Source organism: Aeromicrobium sp. UBA7512 (assembly GCF_002476985.1).
In the GTDB taxonomy this organism is placed as follows: domain Bacteria; phylum Actinomycetota; class Actinomycetes; order Propionibacteriales; family Nocardioidaceae; genus Aeromicrobium; species Aeromicrobium phoceense.
This window is the reverse complement of sequence record NZ_DLNK01000006.1, coordinates 202,529-220,203: the sequence shown is the minus strand read 5'-3', so window position 1 is coordinate 220,203 and position 17,675 is coordinate 202,529. Positions and strand designations below refer to the sequence as shown.

The window sequence follows — 17,675 nt, the reverse complement described above, 5'->3', positions numbered from 1 at the left end:
GCCGTTCCGTGACACCCGTGGAGGAGGATGGCCGCATGACCTCCTCCCCTCAGCCACGGTGGTTCACCGACACCCAGCCCGGCCACTCGCAGTGGTTCATCGAGCGCTTCCGCGCCCTGGAGGCCGAGGGCAAGGACCTGCTCGGCGAGGCGCGGTTCGCCGACATGCTGGCCGAGCGCGGGTCGCGGGTCCTCGACGCGGGCTGCGGCACCGGCCGGATGGCCGCGGCGCTGCAGGCAGCCGGCCACGTCGCGTTCGGCGTGGACGTCGATCCCGAGCTCATCGCGGCCGCGGAGACCGACCACCCCGGCCCGTCGTACGCCGTCGCGGACCTCAGCGAGCTGACGACGGACGACGTCGGCGGCGACCAGGTGGACCTCGTGATCTGCGCCGGCAACGTGCTGGTCTTCGTGGCGCCCGGCACCGAGCTGCGTGTCCTCGAGCGGCTCTGCGAGGTGACCCGTCCGGGTGGGCGCGTCGTGATCGGCTGCCGGCCGGAGTCGACCTACCCGTTCGAGCAGTACGACGCCGACCTGGCGACGCTGGCGAGCCGCGGGATCGCGCGCGTCGAGCACCGCTTCTCCACCTGGCACCTCGATCCGTTCGAGGCGGACTCCGATTTCGCGGTCACCGTCCTGAGGCGCGGGGAGGCGACTTCCGACGTAGCGTGAAGGGGAACCCACCTCGAAGGAGATCCCCCATGAAGCTGAGCCATGTCCCGCTGCGACTCGCCACCGGAGCGTTCATCCTCAACAGCGGCCTGAACAAGCGGAACCTCCCGCCCGAGGCAGCAGCAGGTCTCCAGGGCATGGCGGCCAACGCCGTCCCGCAGGCGGGGGACATGGATCCGGAGTCGTTCGGCAAGGCGCTGAGCAAGGGCGAGATCGCCCTCGGCGCCGCCCTGCTGGCGCCCTTCGTGCCGTCGGCGATCGCCGGCGCCGCCCTGACCGCGTTCGGCGGCGGCATGATCAAGATGTACCTGAGCACGCCCGGGATGACCGCCGAGGGCTCCAGCTTCCGGCCGAGTCAGGACGGCACGGCCATCGCGAAGGACATCTGGCTGGTGGGCGCCGGCCTCAGCCTGCTCATCAGCGGACTGACCCCGAAGAAGCCCCTCATCGGGAAGTGATCAGCAGGCGGCGTCCGCATCGTCCTCGGTGAGGGCGATGCGGGCGGCCACCGCCTCCGCCGCCTCGCGCAGCGTGGCCAGCTGGGCCGGCGTGAGCACGTCGAAGAAGAGCTCCCGGACCTGCGCCACGTGCGCCGGTGCGGCGGAGTCGATGGCGGCCCGGCCGCTCTCGGTGATGCTCACCAAGGGAGCCCGCCCGTCGTCCAGGCACGCGTCGCGGCGCACGAGTCCCCGTTGCTCCATCCGGCGCACGTGATGGGCCAGTCGGCTCTTCTCCCAGCGCAGGTGGCAGCGGAGCTCGCGCGCACGGAGGACCCCGTCGGGCGCCTCCGAGAGGTTCGCCAGCACGGCGTAGTCCGCCGCCGAGATGTCGGACTCGGCCTTCAGGCCCTGGGCAAGCGCCGTCATCAGGTCGTCGTGCATCGCCAGGACGCTGCGCCACGTGCGCTGCTCCTCGGCGTCGAGCCACTCAACCACGGCGCGCCCCGCGTTCGGCGGTGACGAGCTCGCGGACCGCCGGAGCGACCTCCGCGGCGAACCGCTCGGTCGTGGCGGTGTCGTCCGAGGGGAGGATGAAGCCGCTCGTGCCGTACGTCAGCGCGATCTCCGCGAGCTGCTCGGCCGAGAGGTCTCCGGCCAGGTTGAGGAAGCGACGGATGTCGCGCGGGTCGCGACCCGCGCCCGTCGCCGCGTCGTCGATCCGGCGGTTCATGTCGGCCAGCTCCGCCGGGCCCTTCTCGAGGTACGCCAGCGACGGGAGCCAGCCGTCGGCCACGCGACCGGTCATGCGCAGGATGCGCGGCTTGTAGGCGCCGACCCAGATCTCGACCGGGTGCGCCGGAGCCGGCCCGCGCTTGGCGCCGTGCACGTCGTAGTGCTTCCCCCGGACCGACAGGACGCTCGTGTCCTCGGTGTCCCAGATCCCGCGGATGATCGCGATGGCCTCCTCGAGCGCCTCGATCGACTCGCCGGGCGTGCGCCGGGGGCCGCCCATCGCCTCGACGCCGTCCCAGAAGGCGCCGGCGCCGAGTCCCAGCTCGATCCGGCCGCCGCTGAGCTGGTCCAGCGTCGCGATCGACCGGGCGAGCACCGCGGGCGGCCGCAGCGGCAGGTTGGTGACGTTCGCTGCCAGCCGGATCCGCTCCGTCTTGGCGGCGGCGTATGCAAGCAGCGTCGACGTGTCGTGGAACTTCGCGACGTAGGGGTGGTCCTGGAACGTCACCAGGTCCAGACCTGCGCGGTCGGCGACGGTCGCCTGCTCGACGGCCCGGTGGACGGGCCGGTTCACGGGGGTCACGAAGGTGCCGAACAACAGGTCGTGGCCGTAGTCGGTGGTGTCGGTCATGAGGCACTCCTCGTCTCGGCGGGGGCGATGTTGAAGTTGTCGCGGAACAGGTTGTCGGGGTCGAGCTCGGCCTTGAGCCGGCGCAGCCGCTCGAGCGTGGCGGGCGGGAACGCGTCGGTGATCCGCTCGGGGTCCCGTCCGCTCTCGAAGCTGAGGTACAGGCCGTTCGACTGGCGTCGCACGGGCTCGAACCACCGGTCGAGGCGCTGCGCGTTCGAGCCCATCACGGTGAGCGAGAAGCCCGCATCGCGGTGCGCGTAGGCGGTGGCGTCCGCCGGCACGTCGGCGATCGCGCCGCCCACCGTGCGGATCTGGAAGAAGTGCGAGGCGCCGCTGTTGATGAGGTCGGCCGACGCGGACGCGAAGCCCGGCGTGATCTCGCGCGCGAGGACCGAGCGGGAGACCGGCTCGCCGCGACCCTGGTGCGGGGACTCGGGGAACATGTTCATCACCGCGGCGTACGGGGCGATCACGACCTGCTGCTGCGTCAGCGGCGCCGCGTCGGCGAAGGGCTGGAGTTGGCCGATGATCATCTCGGGGTCGGCGGAGTCGACCATCGCCATGATCTGCGCCACGCCCTGCCCGAGGATGAGGAAGGGCGTTGTCTCGCGCGGCAGGTCGGCGACCACGCGGCCGAAGGACTCGAGGTAGGCCGCGGGGTCGGGGGCGCGGAACGTCAGCTGCGCCCAGCCGACGTCGCCCACCTCGTCCACCGCGAACTCGAACGCGACGGCGACGCCGAAGTTGGCGCCGGCGCCGCGAGCCGCCCAGAACAGCTCGGGACTCTCGTCCGCGGTGGCGCGCACGAAGGTGCCGTCGGCCAGCACCATCTCGACGGCCGTGAGGTGATCGATCGTGAGACCGTGCTTGCGGCCGAGGAACCCGATGCCGCCCGCGGTCGCCAGCCCGCCGACGCCCACTCCCCCGTAGTCGCCCGAGCTCAGCGCCCAGCCGTGCGGCTGCAGCGCGGTCGCCACGTCGCGCCAGCGGGCGCCCGGACGGATGCGGACGAGCCGCCTGTCCTCGTCGAGCACGGTGATCTCGTCCAACCGGCTGAGGTCGATGACCAGACCGCCGTCGTTCGTGGAGCGGCCGCTGATCCCGTGGCCGCCGCTGCGGATGCCGAGCGGGAGGTGCCGGTGGGTGCGCGCGAACTCGATCGCGCTGACGACCTCGTCGACGGTGGACGGACGCAGCACGAGGCCCGGGTCGCCGCCGCGCAGGTAGGTGGAGCGGACGGAGGCGAACGCGGGGTCGCCGGGCTCGACGGCGGTCTCGGCGAGGCCCTCCGGGACGAGGTCGTAGCCGATGCCCGAGCGACGGAGGGCACGGACGTCAGCGCGGCGGATCGGGCGGGCGGACAGCGTGCCGGGCGGCAGGGTGCGCTCGGCGCCCGCGCGGACGGCGTGCACCAGCCCCTCGTCCAGGGTGTCCGCCTGGAGCACGAAGGAGCTGACACCGTGCTCGACGACCAGCGTGACGAGGTCCTCGGCGGAGCGCTCCTCGCTCATCACGACCGCGCGGCGGATCTCCCTGACGTCGCGGCCGGCCTCGGTCGCGGCACGGTCGACGGCGGCGTTGACGTCGGCGCCGAACTCGTCCAGGTCGACGATCAGCCCGTCGGCGATCCGGCCCGCGAGCGCGACGATCTCCGGATCCGCTCCGCTCAGCCAGATCGGGATCAGCCGGTCGACCTCCAGGGCGCGAACGGCCTCGAACACGGCTGTCACCGCGTCCGCGTCGTCGGACTCGAGCACGAGCTCCAACCGGCCGCCCGACAGCGACTGGAGACTGCCAGCGGCCCGCGCGACCATCGCTGGGGACCGATCGTCCACCGCGATCCGCGGCATGAGCACCACGTTCTCCGTGCGCGCGGCCGACCACGCAGCGAGCGTCAGCGCGTCGGCACCGGCCAGGACCGCGACGTCGTGGCCCGTCTCAGCGGGAGCCGATGTCTCGACACCGAACCGCAGTGGGTGTCCGTAGTTCTGAATGGTTGACACATCAACATCTTACCCCCGCGATCACGGGCGGACTTGACCGCCGCGAAGTCGTCGGCGAGCGAAGCCCTCACCTCCGGCGCGGACGCGGCGCGACTCGCGCAGAGCGAAAGGCGGCCCCAGGTGGGATGGGGCCGCCTTCCTGCTTCCCTCAGAACCGCGAGAAGGGCTTCGGCGTGGCGTAGCCGAAGGTGGCGTTCTCGGCGAACGCGTTGACGCCGAAGGTGGCGTTGAGCGCGCCGGCGGCGGTGTCGGTGAGCGTGAGCTTCACCGCGCCGAGGTCACGACGGTCCGACGTGCGGATCTTGAACAGGTCGACCCGACCGACGTTGCCGACCGTGCCCGAGACGTTGCCGCTGACGCGCAGCCGCGCGAGGTCGATGTTGAAGTCCGAGACCGTGATCGTCGAGGCGCCGGCGCTGAGGTTGAGACCGCCGCTGTGCTTGATCTGCAGGCCCTTGAGGCGGTAGCCCGTGATCGGGAACCGGGCGGCGAGCGTGCCCTTGTACGCGAACGCCTTGGCGCCCGCCGTGGGAGCCGGCGTGATGCCGGCGCTGCCGATGAGCTCGTAGACGGCCGGAGCGACGGCGACCTGCGTGTAGCCGACCTTCTTGGCGGAGCTCTTCGACGCGGCCTGCGCGGGTGTACCCATGGCGGTCGCCATCCCCAGACTCAGCACGACCGTCAGCAACGCGAGGATTGCCTTCTTCATGATGTTCCCCTTTTCAGCGGCCGGAGCTTCCGGCCTCCTGAGGGGGCTTCGGAGACGTCGGCGATCCGGATGGGAACACGTCCAAGGACTGGGATTCCAAGCCTAATCAGGCGCGGTGGGCCTTCCAGATCCCCATCATGAAGAGACTGATCGCCGACGCGATCGCGAGCGCGGTCCAGGCGGCCACCGGGCCCGAGACGTACCCCGTGCGGGCCGGTCCCATGCTGAGGAGGGCCACGAGCGCGGCCCCCCACGCCACGAGAGCGACGACGAACCCGACGCCGAGGATGATCCCGCCGAGGCGAGGTGGCTTCGTGCCCTCGAGGTGGGACTGGTCCTGGGGCTGCCCGACGTGCGGGACGTGGACGTGCGGTAGATGGAGGTGCGCGGTCGCCATGATGCTCTCCGTTCGCCAGGGTCACATCGACCTGTCATTCGACTGTACGCCTGCAACTCCGGGACGACAACGGCCTCGCGGCGAGCCCGAGAACCTGCTTGACTGAGCCGTGAACAAGCGTTCACGACCTTCCGAACGGACCCTGAGTGACCTCCTCCCCACCCTCCGCGGCCGCGACGCAGCGGACCGCGCCGCCGGCGCGCAGTGCCGCGCTGATCGTGACGACGCTGTCGCTGTGCGGCATCGTCGTGTCGCTGCAGCAGACGCTCCTGCTGCCCCTGCTGCCGATGCTGCCCGACCTCGTGGGCGCCTCGGCCGACGACACCTCGTGGCTGGTGACCGCGACGCTGCTGACCGGCGCCATCGCCACCCCCACCGTCACGCGACTGGCCGACATGTACGGCAAGCGCCGGATGATCGTGCTGGCGCTCGGGATCTCGGTCCTGGGATCGATGGTCGGCGCGGTCAGCGATGACCTCGCCCTGCTGATCCTCGCTCGCGCGCTCCAGGGCGTCGGCACGGCGGTCGTCCCGGTCGGCATCGCGATCATGCGCGACGAGCTGCCGCGCGAGCGGATCCCCCTCGGCGTCGCGCTGATGAGCGCGACGCTGGCGATCGGCGCCGGTGTCGGCCTCCCCGTGGCGGGCCTGATCTCCGAGCACCTCGACTGGCACGCGATCTTCTGGGTGACCGGGGCCGTCGGTCTGGTCCTGCTCGTGGCCGCCATGGTGGTGCTCCCGGAGTCCCCGGTCCGCACCCGCGGCACGTTCGACATCCGCGGGGCCGTGCTGCTCTCCGGCGCGCTCACCGCGCTCATGCTCGCCATCTCCAAGGGATCGATCTGGGGCTGGACGTCGCCGACCACGCTCGGTCTCGTCGCCGGCGGCGGCATCCTGCTCGCGATCTGGGTCCCCGTCGAGCTCCGCACGCCGAGCCCGCTGGTCGACCTGCGCGTCTCGTCGCGGCGTGCGGTCGTCCTGGTGAACTCGGCATCCGTGCTCATCGGATTCGCGATGTTCGCCAACATGCTGCTCACCACGCAGCTCCTCCAGCTCCCGGAGGAATCGGGCTACGGACTCGGGCTCGGTGTCCTCGAGACCGGATGGTGGATGGTTCCCAACGCGGCGGCCTTCGGCCTCATGGCACCGGTCTCGGCCTGGCTCACGCGGCGGTTCGGTCCGCAGGTCACGGCGCTGTCCGGCTGCATCATCATGAGCGTCACGTACGTCGCTCGCGTGTTCTTCAGCGACAACCTCACCCAGATCGTGATCGGCTCGGTCGTGGTCGGTGCGGGCACGGCCATGGTCTACGGGGCGCTGCCCACGATGATCATGCGCGCCGTCCCCGTGACGGAGACGGCCTCCGCGAACGGCCTCAACGTCCTGCTGCGCTCGATCGGCACCACGACCGCCAGCGCCATCGTCGCGGCCGTCACCTCGGCCTCGATCGTGACGATCGGCGGTGAGGAGGCAACCAGCGAGGGCGCCCTCAAGCTGCTGTTCTGGATCGCGGCGGCGGCGGCGATCCTGAGCGCGGCAGTCACGTTCCCGACCCTGCGGATGCCGGACTTCGCGCCCGAGGCGGACCGCTCCGGGACCGCGACCACGAGCCGGCCCACGCGTGTGGTGCGTGGGCGCGTCGTCGACGAGCACGCCCGGCCGGTGCGGAACGCCGTCGTCACCGTGCTGACCACCGAGGGCGCCGCCGTCGACTGGGGCCAGGCCGACTCCGAGGGGCAGGTCAGCGTCGCCGTTCCGGGGCGCGGCGACTACTTCGTCGTGACCTCCGCGGACGGGTGGCAGCCCCGGTCGCGCATCGTCACCCTCGACGACGACTCCCGGTTCCCGCCCCTCGTCCTGCGCCACCGGCTGACGCTCGAGGGCACGATCAGCGACACCGACGGTGCCCCGATCTCGGGCGCCCTCGTGATCCTGACCCACCACGCCGGCGAGGCGGTGCACTCGACGCGCACCGACGAGGACGGTCACTACGCGGTGCCGCGTCCCGCCAACGGCCGCTACGTGCTCAGCGCCATCGCGGACAACGGCGCGACGGGGGCTCGTCCCGTCACCGTGTGGGAGGCCAACCGCACCGCGGACCTCACGCTGGGGACACCCCTCGCATGACGGCTCCCGAGGCGCCGGACCTGCACGCCGCCGTGTGGGGCGCAGCCGCCGAGCTGTTCGCGCGCAACGGCTACCCCGAGGTGACGATCCGCGCGATCGCGGCCCGCGCCGGCACCTCCCCCGCCCTCGTGATGAAGGTGGCCGGCAGCAAGGAGGAGCTCTTCCACCGCACGGCGACGATCAGCGCACCGGCCCTGCCCGACGTGCCCGTCTCGCGGCTGGGACCGGCCCTCGTCGCCGAGCTCGTCGACCGGCAGCGGCGCGGAGACCTCGAGCACCTGGGGCGCGCGATGATGCTGCGCGTCAACGCTCCCGACCCCGAGTGCGTGAGGGCCAAGTTCCTCGGCGGCTACGTCGCGCCGCTGACCGAGGTCCTCGAGGGCCCGCGCCCGGAGCTGCGGGCCGAGCTGGCCGTCTCGGCCCTCCTCGGGCTGGCGACCACCCTGCGCTTCTTCGAGTCCCCGGCACTCCTCGCCGATCTCGATGCGGCGGAGGCCGCGTACGGGCCGATCGTGCAGCAGCTCCTCGACGCACCGTAGGGGAACCGGCGCGCCCGCCGGCCACTACCGGCATGCTTGCGACATGACGATCCTGGACGACAACCGGTACGTCGCGCTGGCCCGGCTGGTGCGACGCCACGGCAGGTCCGACCTCCTCGCCGGGGCCCAGCTCGACGAGTTCGACATCGACGACGAGACTCCCCTCGGCGACGCCGAGCGCGCGGAGGCCTTCGCCGACGACCTCGAGCGGATGGGCCCGACGTTCATCAAGCTCGGCCAGCTGCTGTCCACGCGCTTCGACCTCCTGCCCGCGTCGTACACGACGGCGCTGGAGCGGTTGCAGGACGAGGTCGAGCCGATCGAGTTCGAGGCCGTCCGCGAGGTCGTCGAGACGGAGCTGGGCGCCACGCTGCGGGAGCGCTTCACCGAGTTCGACCCCGAGCCGCTGGCCGCGGCCTCCCTCGGCCAGGTGCACCGGGCGGTGCTGCGCAACGGCCGCGAGGTCGTGGTGAAGGTGCAGCGCCCGGGAGTGCGCGACGTCGTGCGCGAGGACATGAAGGTGCTCGGCCGGCTCGCGCGGCTGGCCGACAAGCGCACCGAGGTCGGCCACCGGTTCGGCTTCGGCCGCCTGCTCGACCAGTTCCGCCGCTCCCTGGCCGGCGAGCTCGACTACCGCCGGGAGGCGCGCAACCTCGTCACCTTCGGCGAGCTCACCGCCGCGTACGACCTGCTGCTCGTCCCGCAGCCCGTGCCGGCTTACACCACGTCGAAGGTCCTGACCATGGACTTCGTGAAGGGCCGCAAGGTCACCGACATCGGCCAGCTGGGCCTGGTGGACCTCGATGCCCGACCCATCGTCGAGCAGCTGTTCAGCGCCTACCTGCGGATGATCCTCGACGCCGGCATCCTGCACGCCGATCCCCACCCCGGGAACCTGCTGCTCACCGACGACGGCCGCCTGGCCCTGCTCGACCTCGGCATGACCGCGTCCGTGCCGCCGCGCGTCCAGCACGACATCATCAAGCTGCTGCTGGCCATCAGCGACGGTGACGGCGAGGAGACCGCCTCGATCCTCGCGAGCATGGGACACCCGCTGGACGGGTTTGACGCCGGCGCCTTCCGCGACGACGTGTCGCACTTGGTGTCCGAGGCGATCGCGAGCGGCGCCGACGTCGCCGTCGGAGCCGTGCTGGTCGACCTCAGCCGGCTGTCCGGTGCCCACGGGCTGCGCCCGCCCGCCGAGATGTCGATGGTGGGCAAGGCGCTGCTCAACCTCGACCGCTCGACGTCGCACCTCGACCCGGGCTTCTCCCCCGCCGAGGCCATCCGCGAGAACGTCAGCGACATCTTCACCGCCGGGCTCACCATGACGCCGGGCGGGATCGTCGCGGCCGCGATCGAGTCGAAGACCTTCGTCGCCGAGCTGCCCAAGCGCGCCAACCGGATCATGGACGCCCTCGCCGAGGGCGAGTTCCGGGTCAAGGTCGACGCGATGGACGAGCAGCGCCTGCACATGGTCCTGCAGCGGATCGCCAACCGCCTGACCCTCGGCATCATCATCGCCGCCACGATCCTCGGTGCCGCGCTGACGATGCGCGTCCCGTCGGAGTGGACGCTGCTGGGCTACCCCGGCCTGGCGATGCTGCTGTTCCTCTTCGCCGTCTGCTCCGGGATCGCGATGGCGGTCTGGATCCTCATGACCGACCGCAAGGTCGCCCGCACGCAGCACCCGACGGGGCCGCCTCCCTCCTGAGGGACGCATCGTCGTCGTCCGAACGGGTACGCAACCGGTGGAGCGGGGCACTTCCGCGTCCCACAGCCACGGCCCGAGGAGGACCCATGACCACGACGATGCTGGACGCCACACCGAAGGACTGGGGCAACGTCGACCGCGAGAGGCTGGCCGCCTGCATCGAGGCCTGCTTCGCGTGCGCGCAGACGTGCACGGCCTGCGCCGATGCCTGCCTCTCCGAGGAGATGGTCGCGGAGCTGACGCGATGCATCCGCACCGATCAGGACTGTGCCGAGATCTGCGTGGCCACGGGGAACGCCCTGACCCGCCTCACCGCCGACACCGTGGACGTCAGCCGCGCGTTCCTCGAGGCGTGTGCCAGCGTCTGCCGGGCCTGCGGCGACGAGTGCGAGCAGCACGCGCAGATGCACGAGCACTGCCGCATCTGCGCCGAGGCCTGCCGTCGCTGTGAGCAGGCGTGCCGCGACCTGCTGTCGAGCCTCACATCAGGAGCGTGAGCAGGGCCAGCGAGGAGCCCGCGGCGATGGCCGTGGAGAGCGTCGCCAGGACCAGGGCGCGAGCGGGCACGGGCCACAGCTCCCGCATCCTGATCCCGAGGCCGAGACCGAACATGCCGGCCGCCAGGAGCACGTTGGTCACCACGCCCGCCACGGTCAGCGCGGACTCCGGCAGCACACCGGTGCTCCGCAGCGCGACGGCGGCGATGAAGCCCACCACGAACCACGGCAGCAGGGGCGCCTTCCTCGAGCCCTCGTCGGTGCAGCGGCGGGCCACGAGGATCGACATGGGCGCGAGCATCGCGACCCGCCCGAGCTTCACGGTCGTGGCCAGCGCCACGGCTCCACCGCCGAGGACCGATCCTGCCGCGACGACCTGGGCCACCTCGTGGATGCTGGCGCCCGCCCAGACGGCCGCCTGGGCCTCGTCGAGTCCGATCAGGTGGGAGGCCCACGGGACGAGGGCGATCATGATCGATCCGAAGACCGTCACCAGGGCGACGGCCAGGGCCACGTCGCGCTGGCGGGCCCGCACCGTGTCGGCGACCGCCGCGATCGCGGCAGCGCCGCAGATCGAGAAGCCGGCCGCCATGAGGGTCACGAAGCGCGGCTCGAGGCCCAGCCGGGCTCCGATCGCCAAGGTGCCGTAGTACGTGATCAGGACGGTGCCGATGACCACGGCGACGCCGCCCAGCCCGATCCCGAACACGGCGTCGATCGGCAGCTTGATGCCGAGCATGACGACGCCCCAGCGCAGCAGCAGCTTCGTGAGCCGCTCCTGGTCGTGGAGGATCCGGTGCCGGGCGAGAGGCGTGTTCGTGACGACGACGCCGAGCACCAGCGCGACCAGGAGCGGACTCGCGAGAGGGAACACCAGGTTCACCCCGGCCGCGATGGCGGCCGCGACGAGCGCCGGCGCGAGCCGGTATCCCGAGGTCCGGGCGTCGAGGGTGAGGGCCATACCTCGACCATCGCCGAGTGCGGTTGGCGGCAGTAGACCCCGCGATCGACGTGGGATATAAACAAAGGTGATGACTCCCGACGTCGACATGGAGACCCTGCGCCTGCTGGTGGACCTCGCCGAGCTGAACAGCCTCAGCGCGGCGGCCCAGGCCCGGGGCATCAGCCAGCCGGCAGCGAGTGCCCGGCTCCGCGCGTTCGAGGCGCGCTGGCGGGTGATCGTCGCCGACCGGTCGCCGCGCGGAACGGCCCTGACCACCGACGGGCTCGCGATCGTGTCCTGGGCCCGCACCGTGCTGCACGAGGTCGACCTCATGCGGGCCGCCCTCACGGCCCTGAGCGACGAGCGGCACGCCGAGCTCGAGGTGGCCGCGAGCCTGACGATCGCCGAGTTCATCCTGCCGCGCTGGCTCGGCGAGCTCCGCAGCCGATCCGTGGTCGTCCGGCCCCGGCTCCACGTCGTCAACAGCGAGAAGGTGGCCGAGCTCGTCCGCTCGCGCACGGTGGACGTCGGTTTCATCGAGAGCGCCGCGGTCCCCCGCGACTTGGCTCACCGGCTCGTCGGGTCGGACCAGCTGGCCGTGGTCGTCGACCCGCGCCACCCGTGGGCCCGGCGCAGCACCCCCGTCCCGCACGAGGCACTGCGGAACGAGGCGTGGGTGCTGCGCGAGACCGGCAGCGGCACCCGCAGCACGTTCGAGCGTGCACTGCGCTTCGAGCCTCAGCTCGCGATGGAGGCCGACTCCACGACGGCGCTGATCGGCGCCGCGCGGGCGGGGGTCGGCCCGGCCGTCGTCTCCCGGCGCGCCGTCGCCTCCGAGCTCGAGACCGGACGGCTCGTGGAGGTCCCCACCGACCTCGATCTCTGGCGGCCGCTCACCGCGATCTGGCTGATGGAGCGGCGCCTGCCGGACTCCGTCGACGCGCTGCTGCGCATCGCCCGCGCCGGGACGACCCGGCACCACGCGACCTAGGACTCACTCGGGAACGAGCACGAGCTTCCCCGTGTGCGCGCGGTCGGACATCGCCTCGTGGGCCTGCGCCGCCTCGGCGAGCGGCAACCGGCGGACCACCGGGTCGGCCAGCATCCCCCGGTGCCAGAGGTCGAGCACGTGGGCGACGGCGTCGGCGACCAGTCCCCGGTCGCGCGGATCACGGGAGTCGACGAGCGCGCCGCGGGCCAGCCCACGCAGGTCGAGCTGCCTCGGGATCACCGCACGGTAGAGGTCCAGGTCGATCGGGAGGCCCGCGGACTGCCCGAAGCACACGGCACGACCGCCGGGGCGCAGCAGCGACAGCCCCTCGGCCAGCACCGGCCCGCCGACCCCGTCGATCAGGAGGTCCGCCCCGCGGTCGAGCCGGAGGCGGAGGTCGTAGACCGGGTAGTTCGGTTGGTAGCCGAGGGCGACCGAGGCTCCCGCAGCGCGAGCCAGGTCGAGCTTCTCCTGCGTGCTGGCCAGGGCGATCACCTCGGCCCCGGCGGCGGCCGCCAGCTGGACGGCGGCCAGTCCGACGCCGCTGCCCGCGGCGTGCACCAGGACCGTCTCGTGCGGTCGCAGGCCGCCCCGGTCATGCAGTGCCATCCAAGCCACGGAGTGGGCGACGGGCACCGCGGCGGCAGCCACGACGTCGAGCCCGTCCGGCAGCGGCAGAAGCAGGTCCGCCGGGACGAGCGCGTACTCGGCGTAGGCAGCTCGGGCATCGACCGCCACCACCGGTGCCCCGGGAGTGAGCACGCGGGGATCGCGCACCAGGGAGGCCGCCCCCGGACCCGCGGACTCGACGTGACCGCTGAGCTCGAAGCCGGGGACGAACGGCAGGGGCACCGGCAGGGGGTACTGCCCCGAGCGCATCCTGGTGTCGGCCAGGTTGACCCCCGCCGCCGCGACGCGGACCAGGACCTCGCCCGCACCCGGCCGCGGCACGGGAACCTCGGTCACCCGCATCACCTCGGGACCACCGAACTCGGTGATCTGCACTGCTCTCACGACCGAGGGCTCCTAGTGCTTGAAGGAGCCGCCGTCGACGACCAGGGTCTGGCCGCTGACGAAGCTCGCACCGTCGGAGAGGAAGAAGTCGACGGGGCCGACGAAGTCCTCGACGGTGGCCGAGCGCTGGATGGCACGCGACTGCAGGTTCGCCGGCTCGGCGAAGGACAGGTGGGCCGAGAGCGGGGTCAGCACGAAGCCGGGCGCGACCACGTTCACCGTGATCCCTCGTCCACCGAGCTCGGCGGCGAGGCTCTTGGTCAGGCCGATGACTCCCGCCTTCGACGCGACGTAGGCCGCCATCCCACCCGGACCCTTGAGCGCGGTGCCGGACGAGAAGTACACCCAGCGACCGTCGTCCTGGACCAGCGGACCGAAGTACTGGCCCATCGCGATCGCGCCGACGAGGTTCACGTCGATGGCTCGCTGCCACTCGGCCACGTCCATGTCGGCCAGCGGGCCCACCGAGGTGGCGACCCCGGCGCAGTGGACGACGCCGCTGATGCTGCCGCCGGTCAGGTCGCGGACGGCGTCCGCGGCTTCACGCACCCCTTCGGCGGAGGCGAGGTCGCCGATCACCTCGGTGACGTTCTCCGGCAGCTCGTCCATCGGCGCGCGGTCGATGCTGACGAGGGGCCGGCGCGGGGCCAGGTGGCGGACGATCGCCGCGCCGATCCCGGAACTCCCGCCCGTGACGACCAGCGGAGCCGCGCTCACTTGGACCGGTTCCGGACGACGCGCTCCAGCTTGGAGATCGCGAAGTCGAGGGACATCGCCATGAAGCCCATGGCCAGCAGGACCGCGAACGACTCGGCCACCTGGAAGTTGTTCGTCATGACGACGAGGCGCTGGCCCAGGCCGGAGTACGCGCCGACCATCTCGGCCAGGACGGCACCCAGGACGGAGTAGACCGCACCGAGGCGCAGCGCGCCGATGATCGTGGGCAGGGCGCTGGGCAGCTCGATCTTGCGGAACCGCTGCCAGGGCGTCAGCGACAGCGACCGGCCCAGCATGTTCACGTCGTGGTCGATCCCGCGCAGGGCACCGCTCGTGGCGGTGAGGAGCAGGAAGAACACGACGCTGGCGGCCACGAGCGCCTTGGGCGTGAAGCCCAGGCCGAACCACAGGATGAAGATCGGCGCCAGGGCCGGACGCGGCAGGCTGTTGAAGAGCGTGAGGAAGGGTCCGGACGCCCGCTCCAGCACGGGAACGTGCGTGAAGACGACGCCGACGAAGATGCCGAGCACGGATCCGACCGCCAAGCCGACCATCGCTCCGCTGAAGGTGCTGAGGGCGTCGGTCCAGAAGGTGGAGTCCTGCACCTCGTTGAACGCCGCGACGACGACGTCCTTCGGGTGCGAGATCAGCAGCGGGTCGATCCACGCGTTGTTGCTGGCCATCGCCCACAGGCCGACGAAGACGACCAGCGCCACGACCCGCAGCGTCCAGGTCAGGGCGAGAGCGCGACGCTCACGCCGGCGGCGCTCCGCGAACATCTCCTGGCCCACGGCGGCCGCGATCGACGCGGACTCGACGTCGTGTGCCGGCGGATTCTCCATGGTGGTGGACATCGTGGTCACTCTCCCTGCTCGGGTCGGATGAGGGCGAGCTCGGCCGGGCTCGAGATGGGAGGCCCACCTGCCACCTTGATCGTCTCGCCGGTGATGTAGTCGGCGTCGTCGGACGCGAGGAACAGGCACATGCTCGCGATGTCCTCGGGGCGGCCCACGCGCGGACGCGCGCTGAAGGACGCGATGCGGCGCTCGAGGTCGGGGTCGACGAAGCGCGAGGCCTGCGTCTGCACGGCGCCGGGCTCGATGCAGTTGACGCGCACGTTCGCCTCCGACCACTCCCACGCCATGGTGCGCGTGAGGGACGCCAGGCCCGCCTTAGCCGCGGCGTAGGCGCCGCGGAGCGGGTGGGCGTAATTCGCGGAGATGGAGCCGATGTTCACGATCGCGCCGCCGCCGTTGTCCTTGAAGACTTCGTAGGCGGCACTGGCCAGGTGGAAGGGGCCCGAGAGGTTCGTCTCGATCGTGGCGTTCCACGCGTTGACCGACAGGTCCTCGAGCCGCGCGGCGAAGTTGCCGCCGGCGTTGTTGACCAGGATGTCGAACGAGCCGAACTCCTCGACCGTGGCGTCCACGATCGCGCGGGCCGTCTGGGGATCGCGCATGTTCCCGCTGACGATCACGCTGCGCCGGCCGAGCTCGGTGACGCGTCCGGCCACCTCCTCCAGCGCCTCGACGTTGCGGCCGTGCAGCACGACGTCGGCGCCGGCGCGGGCGAAGGCCTCGGCGATCGCCGACCCGATTCCTCCGGAGGCGCCCGTCACGACCGCGCAGCTCCCCGTGAAGTCGAAGGTGGCGGTGCCGGTGGCGGGGCGATCCATGGTGTGTTGCGACATGCGTCTTGCCTCTCGAAAAGGTCGATGTGTGAGTAGCGTCACCCCGCCGAACAGCGAAGAGCAAGGGAACCGGTCCTATCAGGGCGATAGACCGATCCGGCCTCTCCAGCCTTGACTCATGTGATGCGGATCACCGAGCGTTCAGGGTGCAGGGACACGGACGGAATCGACGCCACCGACGCCGCGTCCCGGCCCCGCTCGACACCATCTGCTCACGAAGAGGCACGCACCATGACGAAGACCGAAACGGCAGCCCGAGGGCAGCGGATCACCTTCAGCCAGGTCCACCACAGCTTCATCCACGGGGACCGCGCGGTCCCCGTCCTGGAGGACTTCACGCTCGACATCCCTCCCTCGCAGTTCGTGAGCATCGTCGGGCCTTCCGGCTGTGGCAAGACCACCGCGCTGTCGATGACCGGCGGTCTCGTGCACCCACGCCGCGGGACGGTCAAGATCGGCGAGACCACCGTGTCGCACACCTCCCGCGACGTGGCGTTCCTCTTCGCCCGTGACGCCCTGCTGCCGTGGCGCAGCGTGCGGTCGAACGTCGAGATCGCCATGGAGGTCCACGGCGTCGACAAGAAGGAGCGACGCGAGCGGGCCGACGCCTGGCTGCGCCGCGTGCGGCTCGACGAGTTCGCCGACTCCGACGTGCTGCACCTGTCGCAGGGCATGCGCCAGCGCGTGGCCATCGCCCGGACGCTCGTCCAGAGCCCCAGCGTCGTGCTGATGGACGAGCCGTTCGCGGCCCTCGACGCGCAGACCCGCGCCCTCCAGCAGGAGGAGTTCATCTCCTTGTGGGAGGCCGAGCGCCCCACCGTCATCTTCGTGACGCACGACCTGGAGGAGGCGATCCTGCTCAGCGACCGCGTCATCCTCATGGCCAGCCGGCCCGGGCGCATCGTGGCCGACATGGCCATCGAGCTCGAGCGGCCCCGCTCGCAGGAGATGCGCGGCGGCGCCGAGTTCCGCTCCTACTTCATGGACCTGTCGGACCGCCTGCGTCACGAGGTCGACAAGGTCGACGCCGCCGTGATGAACATGAGGAAGAAGTGATGACCAGCGTGCCGACCGAGCAGGTCGCGCTGGAGGGCGTGACCGTGGCGTACCGCGTGTTCGGCACCGGGAAGCACCTCGTCACGTGCCTGCACTCGCTCGCCCTCGACGGGTCCTGGTGGGAGCCGCTGGCCGACGTGCTCGGACCCGACTACCGCGTGCTCGCGCCGGACCTGCGCGGCCACGGCGACACGGCCGCGGGCGACCTCGACCTGCGCGCCATGGCCGCCGACGTCGTCGCCCTGTGGGACCACCTCGGCATCGAGACCTCGCCCGTCGTCGGCCTGTCCATGGGCGGCATGGTGGCGCAGGCGCTCGCGGCCGACGCACCCTCGCGCGTCACGCACCTCGTGCTCATCGCCACCGCCCACCGCTTCGACGACGCGGCGCTCGAGGGCGCCCAGCACCGCATCGACGCGGTGCTGTCCGCCGGGAGCCTCGCCCTGATGGCGGACTCGCTCATCGACCGCTGGTTCGGCGCCGGCGCGAGCGACCTCACCGACGCACGAGCCCAGCGCGCCCACGCCCGCCTGCTGCGCACCGACGCGCGGACCCACGCCGAGGTCCTGCGCGCGATGACCCAGGTCAACGACGTCCACCCCGGCTCGACGCCCCCGACGCTGCTGATCTCGCCCGAGGACGACCTCAGCACGCCGCGCTCGACGATGGAGGCCCTCGCGGCCGCCTACGACGACGCCCGCCTCGAGAGCGTCCCGGGAAGTCACCTCGCTCCCCTGTCCCACCCCGAGCCCGTCGCCGCCCTCCTGCGCGACTTCCTCGCCTCCTGATCCCTTCTCGTCTTGCC

The 17,675-nt window shown here is 71.8% G+C and carries 19 protein-coding genes; 9 read left to right on the top strand and 10 right to left on the bottom strand.

Annotated features, from left to right (window positions below):
* Nucleotides 1–35 precede the first annotated feature (35 nt).
* Both B2363_RS10485 and B2363_RS10480 read left to right on the top strand, forming a co-directional pair.
* Nucleotides 36–671: a class I SAM-dependent methyltransferase gene (locus tag B2363_RS10485; RefSeq protein ID WP_286930000.1), complete on the top strand. Its 636-nt coding sequence runs from the start codon at nt 36–38 to the stop codon at nt 669–671.
* A gap of 29 nt (nt 672–700) precedes the next feature.
* On the top strand, nt 701–1,129 hold the full coding sequence (locus B2363_RS10480; RefSeq protein WP_286929998.1) for a hypothetical protein: 429 nt from the start codon (nt 701–703) through the stop codon (nt 1,127–1,129).
* Here B2363_RS10480 and B2363_RS10475 read toward each other — a convergent pair whose 3' ends face one another.
* The 5 genes from B2363_RS10475 to B2363_RS10455 form a co-directional block, all read right to left on the bottom strand.
* Nucleotides 1,130–1,606, bottom strand: coding sequence for a MarR family winged helix-turn-helix transcriptional regulator (locus B2363_RS10475; protein ID WP_286929997.1), 477 nt, complete (start codon nt 1,604–1,606; stop codon nt 1,130–1,132). It lies immediately after the preceding gene.
* Nucleotides 1,599–2,474: an LLM class flavin-dependent oxidoreductase gene (locus B2363_RS10470; protein WP_286929996.1), complete on the bottom strand. Its 876-nt coding sequence runs from the start codon at nt 2,472–2,474 to the stop codon at nt 1,599–1,601. Before B2363_RS10470 ends, B2363_RS10475 begins: the two co-directional genes overlap by 8 nt.
* Complete coding sequence (locus B2363_RS10465; protein ID WP_286929994.1) at nt 2,471–4,477, bottom strand: LLM class flavin-dependent oxidoreductase; 2,007 nt, start codon at nt 4,475–4,477, stop codon at nt 2,471–2,473. Before B2363_RS10465 ends, B2363_RS10470 begins: the two co-directional genes overlap by 4 nt.
* A 148-nt stretch (nt 4,478–4,625) precedes the next feature.
* Complete coding sequence (locus tag B2363_RS10460; RefSeq protein ID WP_286929993.1) at nt 4,626–5,186, bottom strand: hypothetical protein; 561 nt, start codon at nt 5,184–5,186, stop codon at nt 4,626–4,628.
* Nucleotides 5,187–5,292: 106 nt separating this feature from the next.
* A complete protein-coding gene (locus tag B2363_RS10455; protein ID WP_181756436.1) occupies nt 5,293–5,583 on the bottom strand; it encodes a hypothetical protein in 291 nt (96 codons plus the stop codon).
* A 146-nt stretch (nt 5,584–5,729) separates the two neighbouring features.
* Here B2363_RS10455 and B2363_RS10450 point away from each other — a divergent pair, with 146 nt between their 5' ends.
* The 4 genes from B2363_RS10450 to B2363_RS10435 all read left to right on the top strand — a co-directional run bounded on the left by B2363_RS10450 (nt 5,730) and on the right by B2363_RS10435 (nt 10,459).
* A complete protein-coding gene (locus B2363_RS10450; RefSeq protein WP_286929992.1) occupies nt 5,730–7,709 on the top strand; it encodes an MFS transporter in 1,980 nt (659 codons plus the stop codon).
* Entirely contained in the window at nt 7,706–8,248 is a 543-nt protein-coding gene (locus B2363_RS10445) for a TetR/AcrR family transcriptional regulator (RefSeq protein WP_286929991.1), read from the top strand. The genes B2363_RS10450 and B2363_RS10445 overlap by 4 nt, the downstream gene beginning before the upstream one ends.
* A gap of 43 nt (nt 8,249–8,291) precedes the next feature.
* On the top strand, nt 8,292–9,962 hold the full coding sequence (locus tag B2363_RS10440) for an ABC1 kinase family protein (protein ID WP_286929989.1): 1,671 nt from the start codon (nt 8,292–8,294) through the stop codon (nt 9,960–9,962).
* A gap of 86 nt (nt 9,963–10,048) precedes the next feature.
* The gene (locus B2363_RS10435) at nt 10,049–10,459 is read left to right on the top strand and encodes a four-helix bundle copper-binding protein (protein WP_286929987.1); all 411 of its coding nucleotides are present in this window, start codon (nt 10,049–10,051) and stop codon (nt 10,457–10,459) included.
* On the opposite strand, the gene B2363_RS10430 is transcribed toward B2363_RS10435, so the two are convergent.
* Nucleotides 10,443–11,420 carry a YeiH family protein gene (locus tag B2363_RS10430; RefSeq protein WP_286929985.1) on the bottom strand — a complete coding sequence of 326 codons (978 nt, stop codon included), beginning with the start codon at nt 11,418–11,420 and terminating at the stop codon, nt 10,443–10,445. The genes B2363_RS10435 and B2363_RS10430 overlap by 17 nt on opposite strands.
* Before the next feature lie 70 nt (nt 11,421–11,490).
* Here B2363_RS10430 and B2363_RS10425 point away from each other — a divergent pair, with 70 nt between their 5' ends.
* Complete coding sequence (locus B2363_RS10425; protein ID WP_286929983.1) at nt 11,491–12,393, top strand: LysR substrate-binding domain-containing protein; 903 nt, start codon at nt 11,491–11,493, stop codon at nt 12,391–12,393.
* 3 nt (nt 12,394–12,396) lie between these two features.
* Here B2363_RS10425 and B2363_RS10420 read toward each other — a convergent pair whose 3' ends face one another.
* From B2363_RS10420 to B2363_RS10405, 4 genes are read right to left on the bottom strand one after another with little or no spacing between them, the layout of a single operon-like run.
* Nucleotides 12,397–13,407 (bottom strand): quinone oxidoreductase family protein, encoded by a 1,011-nt coding sequence (locus tag B2363_RS10420; RefSeq protein ID WP_286929980.1) that lies wholly within the window; start codon nt 13,405–13,407, stop codon nt 12,397–12,399.
* Nucleotides 13,408–13,419: 12 nt separating this feature from the next.
* Nucleotides 13,420–14,124 carry an SDR family NAD(P)-dependent oxidoreductase gene (locus B2363_RS10415; RefSeq protein ID WP_286929978.1) on the bottom strand — a complete coding sequence of 235 codons (705 nt, stop codon included), beginning with the start codon at nt 14,122–14,124 and terminating at the stop codon, nt 13,420–13,422.
* Nucleotides 14,121–14,978, bottom strand: coding sequence for an ABC transporter permease (locus B2363_RS10410; protein WP_286929977.1), 858 nt, complete (start codon nt 14,976–14,978; stop codon nt 14,121–14,123). The genes B2363_RS10415 and B2363_RS10410 overlap by 4 nt, the downstream gene beginning before the upstream one ends.
* 5 nt (nt 14,979–14,983) lie before the next feature.
* Nucleotides 14,984–15,814, bottom strand: coding sequence for an SDR family NAD(P)-dependent oxidoreductase (locus B2363_RS10405; protein ID WP_286929976.1), 831 nt, complete (start codon nt 15,812–15,814; stop codon nt 14,984–14,986).
* Nucleotides 15,815–16,045: 231 nt separating this feature from the next.
* Here B2363_RS10405 and B2363_RS10400 point away from each other — a divergent pair, with 231 nt between their 5' ends.
* The gene (locus B2363_RS10400) at nt 16,046–16,870 is read left to right on the top strand and encodes an ABC transporter ATP-binding protein (RefSeq protein WP_286929975.1); all 825 of its coding nucleotides are present in this window, start codon (nt 16,046–16,048) and stop codon (nt 16,868–16,870) included.
* A complete protein-coding gene (locus B2363_RS10395) occupies nt 16,870–17,658 on the top strand; it encodes an alpha/beta fold hydrolase (RefSeq protein ID WP_286929974.1) in 789 nt (262 codons plus the stop codon). Before B2363_RS10400 ends, B2363_RS10395 begins: the two co-directional genes overlap by 1 nt.
* The last annotated feature ends 17 nt before the right edge of the window (nt 17,659–17,675 follow it).

What these genes read in the sequence shown, in the direction of transcription:
- B2363_RS10485 (WP_286930000.1), top strand. Translation starts at nt 36, where the DNA reads ATGACCTCCTCCCCTCAGCCACGGTGGTTCACCGACACCCAGCCCGGC.
- B2363_RS10480 (WP_286929998.1), top strand. Translation starts at nt 701, where the DNA reads ATGAAGCTGAGCCATGTCCCGCTGCGACTCGCCACCGGAGCGTTCATC.
- B2363_RS10470 (WP_286929996.1), bottom strand. Translation starts at nt 2,474, where the DNA reads ATGACCGACACCACCGACTACGGCCACGACCTGTTGTTCGGCACCTTC.
- B2363_RS10460 (WP_286929993.1), bottom strand. Translation starts at nt 5,186, where the DNA reads ATGAAGAAGGCAATCCTCGCGTTGCTGACGGTCGTGCTGAGTCTGGGG.
- B2363_RS10455 (WP_181756436.1), bottom strand. Translation starts at nt 5,583, where the DNA reads ATGGCGACCGCGCACCTCCATCTACCGCACGTCCACGTCCCGCACGTC.
- B2363_RS10445 (WP_286929991.1), top strand. Translation starts at nt 7,706, where the DNA reads ATGACGGCTCCCGAGGCGCCGGACCTGCACGCCGCCGTGTGGGGCGCA.
- B2363_RS10440 (WP_286929989.1), top strand. Translation starts at nt 8,292, where the DNA reads ATGACGATCCTGGACGACAACCGGTACGTCGCGCTGGCCCGGCTGGTG.
- B2363_RS10435 (WP_286929987.1), top strand. Translation starts at nt 10,049, where the DNA reads ATGACCACGACGATGCTGGACGCCACACCGAAGGACTGGGGCAACGTC.
- B2363_RS10430 (WP_286929985.1), bottom strand. Translation starts at nt 11,420, where the DNA reads ATGGCCCTCACCCTCGACGCCCGGACCTCGGGATACCGGCTCGCGCCG.
- B2363_RS10425 (WP_286929983.1), top strand. Translation starts at nt 11,491, where the DNA reads ATGACTCCCGACGTCGACATGGAGACCCTGCGCCTGCTGGTGGACCTC.
- B2363_RS10410 (WP_286929977.1), bottom strand. Translation starts at nt 14,978, where the DNA reads ATGTCCACCACCATGGAGAATCCGCCGGCACACGACGTCGAGTCCGCG.
- B2363_RS10405 (WP_286929976.1), bottom strand. Translation starts at nt 15,814, where the DNA reads ATGTCGCAACACACCATGGATCGCCCCGCCACCGGCACCGCCACCTTC.
- B2363_RS10400 (WP_286929975.1), top strand. Translation starts at nt 16,046, where the DNA reads ATGACGAAGACCGAAACGGCAGCCCGAGGGCAGCGGATCACCTTCAGC.
- B2363_RS10395 (WP_286929974.1), top strand. Translation starts at nt 16,870, where the DNA reads ATGACCAGCGTGCCGACCGAGCAGGTCGCGCTGGAGGGCGTGACCGTG.